Raw genomic sequence first — 6,463 nt, forward strand, 5'->3', positions numbered from 1 at the left:
AAGGGCGGGGGCGGGGGCGGCGCCCCTCCGCGGGGACGGACGGCATCTCGCGCGTGCGCTCGTTCTCCGGGTCACGCGGCGCCGCAGCCGGCTCCTCGGGCCGGAAGATGCCGGGCGGCACACGGTCCGCGGAGGGGACGGGCGGCAGGACGGCCGTGTCGTCCGCAGCGCCGGGAGTGACCGGGGGCAGAACGGCCGTCTCCTCCGCGTCGGTGGGCTCGGTGGGCGCGGCGGGCCGCGGCGGCCGCGGCGTCTCGGCGGTCTTCGTGAAGTCCGGGAAGGCCGGCTTGACCGGCGGCAGGACCGCCGTCGCGTCATCGACCGGCACCGCGCGCAGCACGGCGGTCTCCGCGTCCCCGGCCGCCCCGGCCGAGGGGGCCGGCGGCCGCGGGGTCTCCACGGTCTTCGTCGTGTCCTCCGCCTCGACGCGGGCCTGCTCGGCCCGCATCAGGGCCTCCTCGGCCTTGCGCTGGCGCTCCAGGCGGCGTTCCTCGGCCTCGGCGCGGAGACGGGCCTCCTCCTCGGCCTGGCGGCGCAGGCGTTCCTGCTCCTCGCGGCGGACGCGCTCCTCGGCCTCGCGGCGGGCGCGCTCCTCCTCCGCCTGCCTGCGGGCCTCCTCGGCCTGGCGGCGGGCCTCCTCCGCGGCGGCCTCCTCGGCCTCGAGGCGGGCGGCCTCCTCCGCGCGGCGGCGGCGTTCCTCCTCCTCCGCGCGCAGCTTCTCCAGCTGGGCCTGGCGCTCGCGTTCGAGCCGCTCCTCCTCGGCCTTGCGGGCGGCCTCCTCCTCGGCGCGCCTGCGGGCGTCCTCCTCGGCCTGGCGGCGGGCCTCCTCGCGGGCCTCGACCTCCTTCTCCGACAGGGGGAGGATCTCGTCGAGACGGTGCCGTATCACCGTCGTGACGGCCTCCGGCTCCTGGGCCGCGTCGACGACCAGGTAGCGCGCGGGGTCGGCCGCGGCGAGCGTGAGGAAGCCGGAGCGCACGCGGTCGTGGAACTCCGCGGGCTCGGACTCGAGCCGGTCGGGCGCCTCGGTGAAGCGTTCGCGGGCCGCCTCGGGCGTGACGTCGAGCAGGACGGTCAGGTGCGGGACGAGACCGTCCGTCGCCCAGCGCGAGATGCGGGCGATCTCGGTCGGCGCGAGGTCGCGCCCGGCGCCCTGGTAGGCGACGGAGGAGTCGATGTAGCGGTCGGAGATGACGACCGCGCCGCGCTCCAGCGCGGGGCGTACGACGGTGTCGACGTGCTCGGCGCGGTCGGCGGCGTACAGCAGGGCTTCGGCGCGGTGGGAGAGCCCGCCGCTGGAGACGTCGAGCAGGATCGAGCGGAGCCGCTTGCCGACCGCCGTGGCGCCCGGCTCGCGGGTGACGACGACCTCGTGGCCCTTGCCGCGGATCCACTCGGCGAGGGCTTCGACCTGGGTGGACTTGCCGGCCCCGTCGCCGCCCTCGACGGCGATGAAGAAGCCGGTGGGGGCGGGCGCCTGCTCGGGGTCGCCGCCACGCAGCGCCTCGCGCAGGTCGCGGCGCAGGGGGACGCCCTGGCGGTCGTCGGTCTTGCCGAGGACGAGCGCGGCGACGGGCAGCAGCAGGGCGCCGATCAGCATGAGGGCGTAGGCGGCGCCGCCGTGGTCGAAGGTGAAGTGCCCGTTGACGACGCGGTGCGGGCCGATGCCCCCGGCCAGCAGGGGGGCGCCGACGGCGCCGACTGCCATGAGCAGGCGCGCGACCGCGTGCAGGTGGTCGGTGGCGCGGGCCCGGCGGGACTCCTCGGTCTCCTGGTCGATGAGGACGTGCCCGGTGTTGGCGGTGATCCCGGCCGCGGTGCCGGCGAGCAGCGCCAGCAGCAGCACCGTCGTCGGGTCTGGCACGATGCCGGTCAGCAGCAGGGCCATACCGGTGACGGCGATGGCGATGGCGAGCAGGCGGCGCCTGGACAGTCCCGGGAAGGTGTGCGGGGCGATCCGGATGCCGAGTACGGGGCCCGCGGTGAGCGCCAGCACCAGGAGCCCGTAGCCGACCGGGCCCCCGCCGAGGTCGGCGGCGTGCAGCACGGCCAGCGCCACGGCGGCGGCGATGGCACCGGCGACGGTGGTGGTGCCGAGCACGAGCAGCGGTACGGCGCCGGTGCGCCCGCGGTCGTTGCTGCGCAGGCCCTGCAGCGGGGAGCGGAGCGGGGTCGCCTGGTCGCCCGGCAGCTCCAGCAGGTACAGGACGGCGCCGGAGGCGGCGAACAGCCCGGCGGCGACGTAGGAGGCGAGCGCGGCCTGGTGCAGGCCGAACCAGTCGACGCCGAGGCCGATCAGGTTGCCGACGAGCGTGACGACGACGAGGCCCGCGGCGGCGATCGGGAAGGCGACGAAGCCGGTGCGCTGGTCGAGGCGGCGCAGCGCGTCGAGGCGGTCGGGCAGCGGACGTACCGTTCCTGCGCCGGGCGCGGACGCGGGCAGCAGCCCGGGGGCGGCGCCGTCCTTGGCGACGGTCCACAGCCGCTCGGCCACCCCGGTGACGAAGACGGTGACCAGCAGCCAGGCGACGGCGTCGGCCGGCACCCAGTCGATCCACAGCGGGGCGACGATCAGCAGGGCGAGGCGTACGACGTCGGAGCCGATCATCGTCCACCGGCGGTCCAGCACGCCGCCGGGCCCGGTGAGGGAGCCCAGCGGGCCGAGCAGTACGGCGCCGAAGAGCAGGGCGGCGAGGACCCGCGCCCCGAAGACGGCCGCGACCGCGAAGGCCGCGCCGCGGTATCCGCCGCCGAAGGCCTGGGCGCCGACGGCGGCCTGCGCCGTCAGGACGACCAGGACCAGCAGGGCGAGCCGGTCGCCGACGGTGCCGGTCAGCTGAGCGCCCCACAGCTTGCGCAGGGGAGGGATCTTCAGCAGGGCACCCACGGCGCGTTGCCGCGAGTCGGCCTCGAGTTCGTCGGCGAACGTGTCCGTTGGCTGCTCGGATCGCGTCATTCCGCCAGCCTATCGGGACACGGTGCCGTCCCGGAGGGCGCCTGCCGGGACCGCACCCGCCGTGCGGCCCCCGCGGGGACTACTCGGCGGGCTCGGCGGCCGCGGAGGCGGCCTTCTTCGCCGTGGTCGTGGCCTTGGCGGCGGTCTTCTTGGCGGTCGTCTTGGCCGCCGCGGTCTTCTTCGCCGCGGTGGTCTTGGCGGCCGTCTTCTTCGCCGCCGTCTTTGTCGCGGTCGCCTTCTTCGCCGGGGCCTTCTTGGCCGCCGTCTTCTTCACCGTCTTCTTGGCGGGGGCCTTGGCCCGCTTCTCGGCGAGCAGCTCGTAGCCGCGCTCGGGCGTGATCGTCTCGACGTCGTCGTCACGGCGCAGTGTGGCGTTGGTCTCGCCGTCGGTGACGTACGGGCCGAAGCGGCCGTCCTTGACGACGACGGGGCGCTCGCTGACCGGGTCGGTGCCCAGTTCCTTCAGCGGGGGCTTGGCCGCCGCGCGGCCGCGCACCTTCGGCTGGGCGTAGATCGCCAGGGCCTGGTCGAGGGTGATCGTGAAGAGCTGGTCCTCGGTCTCCAGGGAGCGCGAGTCGGTGCCCTTCTTCAGGTACGGGCCGTAGCGGCCGTTCTGCGCGGTGATCTCGACGCCCTCGGCGTCGGCGCCGACGACGCGCGGCAGCGACATCAGCTTGAGCGCGTCCTCCAGCGTCACCGTGTCGAGGGACATCGTCTTGAAGAGGGAGGCGGTGCGCGGTTTGACCGCGTTCTTGCCGGTCTTCGGGGTGCCCTCGGGCAGGATCTCGGTGACGTACGGCCCGTAGCGGCCGTCCTTGGCCACGATCTGGCGGCCGGTCTCCGGGTCGGCGCCCAGCTCGAAGTCGCCGCTGGGCTTGGCCAGCAGCTCCTCGGCGAGCTCGACGGTCAGCTCGTCCGGCGGCATGTCGTCGGGTACGTCGGCACGCTGCCCGGTCTCGCCCTCGGTCTCGGCGGCCTTCTCCACGTACGGGCCGTAGCGGCCGACGCGCAGCACGATGCCGTTGCCGACGGGGAACGAGGAGACCTCGCGGGCGTCGATGGCGCCGAGGTCCTCGACGAGTTCCTTCAGGCCGCCGAGGTGGTCGCCGTCGCCGTTGCCCGCGTCCGCGGCACCGCCGACGGGGGTGTCGCCCTCGCCGAAGTAGAAGCGGCGCAGCCACGGCACCGCCTGTGCCTCGCCGCGGGCGATGCGGTCGAGGTCGTCCTCCATCCGCGCGGTGAAGTCGTAGTCGACGAGCCGGCCGAAGTGCTTCTCCAGCAGGCCGACGACGGCGAAGGAGAGGAAGGACGGCACCAGGGCCGTGCCCTTCTTGAAGACGTAGCCGCGGTCGAGGATGGTGCCGATGATCGAGGCGTACGTCGACGGACGTCCGATCTCGCGCTCTTCCAGCTCCTTGACCAGCGAGGCCTCGGTGTAGCGGGCGGGCGGCTTGGTGGCGTGGCCGTCGGCGGTGACGTCCCGCGCGGTGAGGGCGTCGCCCTCGGTGACGGCAGGCAGCCGGCGCTCGCTGCTGTCGAGCTCGGCGTTGGGGTCGTCGGCGCCCTCGACGTAGGCCTTCATGAAGCCGTGGAAGGTGATGATCTTGCCGGAGGCGGAGAACTCGGCGTCCCGGCCGTCGGCGGCGCGACCGCCGACCTTGACGGTGACGGACTGGCCGACCGCGTCCTTCATCTGGGAGGCGACGGTGCGCATCCAGATCAGCTCGTACAGGCGGTACTGGTCGCCGGTCAGGCCGGTCTCGGCCGGGGTGCGGAAACGATCACCCGAGGGGCGGATCGCCTCGTGCGCCTCCTGGGCGTTCTTGACCTTGCCCGCGTAGACGCGGGGCTTGTCCGGCAGGTAGTCGGCGCCGTAGAGCTGGGTGACCTGGGCCCGGGCGGCGGTGATCGCGGTCTCCGACAGCGTGGTGGAGTCCGTACGCATGTAGGTGATGAAGCCGTTCTCGTACAGCTTCTGGGCGACCTGCATGGTGGCCTTGGCGCCGAAGCCGAGCTTGCGGCTGGCCTCCTGCTGCAGGGTCGTGGTGCGGAAGGGCGCGTACGGCGAGCGGCGGTACGGCTTGGACTCGACCGAACGGACCGAGAAGGCGGCGCCCTCCAGGGCGGCCGCGAGCGCGCGGGCGGCGGCCTCGTCCAGGTGGAGGACGTTGGCACCGTCCCTGAGCTGCCCGTTCGCGCCGAAGTCACGACCCTGCGCGACCCGCTTGCCGTCGACGGCGCTGAGCTTGGCGCCGAAGGTGCCCGGGTCGGTGGCGTCACCGGCCCGGCCGGTGGCGAAGGTCCCGGACAGGTCCCAGTACTCGGCGGAGCGGAAGGCGATGCGCTCACGCTCGCGCTGGACGACGAGCCGGGTGGCGACGGACTGGACACGGCCGGCCGACAGGCGCGGCATGACCTTCTTCCACAGGACCGGCGAGACCTCGTAGCCGTAGAGGCGGTCGAGGATGCGGCGGGTCTCCTGGGCGTCGACGAGGGGCTGGTTCAGCTCGCGCGGGTTGCGGACGGCTTCCTGGATGGCGTCCTTGGTGATCTCGTGGAAGACCATCCGGCGGACCGGGACCTTGGGCTTGAGGACCTCCTGCAGGTGCCAGGCGATGGCCTCGCCCTCGCGGTCCTCATCGGTGGCGAGCAGGAGCTCGTCGGACTCCTTGAGCAGGTCCTTCAGCTTCTTGACCTGGGCCTTCTTGTCCGCGTTGACGACGTAGATCGGCTGGAACTCGCTGTCGACGTTGACGCCGAGCCGCGCCCACGGCTGGCCCTTGTACTCCGCCGGCACTTCGGCGGCCCCGTTCGGGAGGTCGCGGATGTGCCCGACGCTGGCCTCGACGACATAGCCGGGGCCGAGGTAGCCCTTGATCGTCTTCGCCTTGGCAGGCGACTCGACGATCACGAGTCGGCGGCCGCTGCCCTGTGCGGTCTCGCGGGTCGGGGACAACTTCGCTCTTCTCTCCGGGTCGAAGGTGGTCTCGCTGCGGAGTGTGACCGTACATCCCGGTCCCGTGTCAAACGGGAAAAGTCCGCAACGCCACTCGAACGGTAACCCGACAACCGTCCTGTCTGCCGCACGGACTGCCGTCCATGTCCGATTTGCCCAGCTCAGAGGATCAGGAACAGCCAGACCCCGACAAGAAGCGAAACAACCCCGAAGAAACCTGCCACTGCGGCGGACGCCGGGCCCCCTCCCTGGACCACCGGCAGGTGCCGCAGCGACCGGGTGACGGTCCAGGCCAGGAGGGCTGCCCCGAATACCGCGAACACCGTCCCGGCGAAGATCCCTGGCACGGTTTCCATGTACATGTCCCCCAGGTCCCTCTCGTGCCCCACGACCGACGCCCCCGCAGCCACGGAGAGTGGCACGCCGGGGCGACGACCGGAAGAACCCACGGTGAACTCCGCCCGAAACGGCGTGGCCGGATCCTTTCGCTCCCGCCCGGTTCCACCGGGCGGGAGCGAAAGGATCCGGCCACGCCGTTTCGGGCGGAGTTC

3 protein-coding genes are annotated in these 6,463 nt (G+C 73.3%); all 3 read right to left on the bottom strand.

Going from position 1 to position 6,463, the window contains the following annotated elements; all coding sequences use genetic code 11:
• Nucleotides 1-2,956: dTMP kinase (tmk, locus tag PV341_RS42890; protein WP_500360709.1), on the bottom strand; the 2,956-nt coding region annotated here is incomplete at its 3' end.
• A gap of 79 nt (nt 2,957-3,035) precedes the next feature.
• A complete protein-coding gene (gene topA, locus PV341_RS42895; protein ID WP_500332115.1) occupies nt 3,036-5,912 on the bottom strand; it encodes a type I DNA topoisomerase in 2,877 nt (958 codons plus the stop codon).
• Between the two features lie 161 nt (nt 5,913-6,073).
• Nucleotides 6,074-6,463, bottom strand: a 390-nt coding sequence (locus PV341_RS42900) for a hypothetical protein (protein ID WP_500360710.1), incomplete at its 5' end; no start/stop codon positions are given.

Source organism: Streptomyces sp. PA03-1a (assembly GCF_033792805.1).
In the GTDB taxonomy this organism is placed as follows: Bacteria; Actinomycetota; Actinomycetes; order Streptomycetales; family Streptomycetaceae; genus Actinacidiphila.